Source organism: Streptococcus mitis (genome assembly GCF_002096855.1).
Classification (GTDB): domain Bacteria; phylum Bacillota; class Bacilli; order Lactobacillales; family Streptococcaceae; genus Streptococcus; species Streptococcus mitis_Y.
Window position 1 is genome coordinate 1 of record NZ_NCVH01000009.1, and the last position, 2,226, is coordinate 2,226.

At 39.1% G+C, this 2,226-nt stretch carries 1 protein-coding gene and 2 pseudogenes; 2 read left to right on the top strand and 1 reads right to left on the bottom strand.

Translation table 11 applies throughout. The annotated features are described in order from the left end of the window. Window positions 1-86 precede the first annotated feature (86 nt). Window positions 87-242, top strand: a pseudogene (locus B7698_RS00520) (transposase); the annotation flags it as partial. Window positions 243-315: 73 nt separating this feature from the next. Next, a pseudogene (locus B7698_RS00525) lies at window positions 316-1,584 on the top strand (ISL3 family transposase). Window positions 1,585-1,777: 193 nt separating this feature from the next. Here B7698_RS00525 and B7698_RS00530 read toward each other — a convergent pair. Continuing rightward, a partial coding sequence (locus B7698_RS00530; RefSeq protein WP_142358037.1) for an LPXTG cell wall anchor domain-containing protein occupies window positions 1,778-2,226 on the bottom strand: 449 nt, incomplete at its 5' end.

A 2,226-nucleotide genomic window follows, 5' to 3' on the forward strand; every position in this document is an offset into this window, starting at 1 on the left:
CACCAAATTCCTCGTATTATCAACCAAAAAATTGCGCAAAAATTGATTGAAAAAACTTCTATGACCGATATCGCTCATCAACTGGCTATTTCAACGCCAAATTGGAAGCGACCAATAATCTCATCAAACTTATCAAGCGAAATGCCTTTGGTTTTCGGAACTTTGAAAACTTCAAAAAACGGATTTTTATCGCTCTCAATATCAAAAAAGAAAGGACTAAATCTGTCCTTTCTCGAGCTTAGCTTTTCTTCAACCCACTACAGTTGACAAAGAGCCTAATGAAAAGCGACAAAACAACTCATTAGAAAGAATCATATGGAACAATTACATTTTATCACAAAACTACTCGATATCAAAGACCCAAATATCCAAATTATAGATATCATCAATAGGGATACCCACAAAGAAATCATCGCTAGACTGGATTATGAGGCTCCTTCTTGTCCTGATTGTGGAAGTCTAATGAAGAAATATGACTTTCAAAAACCATCTAAACTCCCTTACCTCGAAACAACTGGTATGCCTACTAGAATTATTCTTAAAAAACGCCGTTTTAAGTGCTATCAGTGCTCTAAAATGATGGTCTCCGAGACCTCTCTCGTCAAGAAGAATCACCAAATTCCTCGTATCATCAACCAAAAAATTGCTCAAAAACTGATTGAAAAGAATTCTATGACCGATATTGCCCATAAGCTTTCCATCTCAACTTCAACTGTCATTCGCAAGCTCAATGACTTCCGTTTTAAGCATGATTTTTCGCGTCTTCCTGAGATTATGTCCTGGGACGTTGAAACAGTCAGGGGAGTGACTGTTTCAATCGGGAGATGAAGATGAGTTTCATTGCGCAAGATTTTGATAAGCTCAATATCATCACTGTTCTTGAAGGCAGAACACAGGCTATCATCCGAAATCACTTTCTGCGCTACGATAGAGCCGTCCGATGTCGAGTGAAAATTATTACTATCGATATGTTTAGCCCCTACTACGATATTGCCAGAAAACTTTTTCCTAACGCTAAAATCGTTCTCGACCCCTTTCACATTGTACAATATCTCAGCCGTGCTATGAGTCGTGTCCATGTTCAAATTATGAATCAATTTGAGCGAAAATCTCATGAATACAAGGCTATCAAGCGCTACTGGAAACTCATTCAACAGGATAGCCGTAAACTTTGTGATAAGCGATTTTATCGCCCTACTTTTCGTATGCACTTGACCAATAAAGAGATTTTAGACAAGCTTTTGAGCTATTCAGAGGACTTGAAACTCCACTATCATCTCTACCAGCTCCTGCTTTTTCACTTTCAGAACAAGGAGGCAGACAAATTTTTCGGACTCATTGAGGACAATCTAAAACAGGTTTATCCCCTTTTTCAGACTATCTTTAAAACTTTATCTCAAGGATAAAGAGAAGATTGTCAACGCTCTTCAATTACCCTATTCTAACGCCAAATTGGAAGCAACTAATAATCTTATCAAACGCAATGCCTTTGGTTTTCGGAACTTTGAAAACTTCAAAAAACGGATTTTTATCGCTCTAAATATCAAAAAAGAAAGGACAAAATTTATCCTTTCTCGAGCTTAGCTTTTCTTCAACCCACTACAGTTGACAAAGAGCCAAAAAAGCAACGGCAAATCCGTTGCTTTTTTTGGAGATAAGAGACTATTGTCCCAGACTCAGATTTTAGCTTTTCTTCAACCCACTATAGTTGACAATGAGCCACTAAAAATTAGTTCTACTAAAATGCAGTCGTTCTTCCTTTAGAATTTTAAAGATTTTAATCTTCTTTTCTCTTGCGAGCTACAAGACCAAATCCACTCAATACTCCAAGAAGTCCAAGTGCTGCTAAATTACTATGATCTTCAGTACCAGTATTTGGCAACTGGGGAGTGTTTTCTTTAGCAGAGTTTTGTTTCTCTGGAGTTACTGGCTTCTCTGGAGTCACTGGTTTCTCTGGAGTTACTGGCTTCTCTGGAGTCACTGGTTTCTCTGGAGTTACTGGCTTCTCTGGAGTTACTGGCTTCTCTGGAGTTACTGGCTTCTCTGGAGTCACTGGTTTCTCTGGAGTTACTGGTTTCTCTGGAGTTACTGGCTTCTCTGGAGTTACTGGCTTCTCTGGAGTCACTGGTTTCTCTGGAGTCACTGGTTTCTCTGGAGTTACTGGCTTCTCTGGAGTTACTGGCTTCTCTGGAGTTACTGGCTTCTCTGGAGTTACTGGCTTCTCTG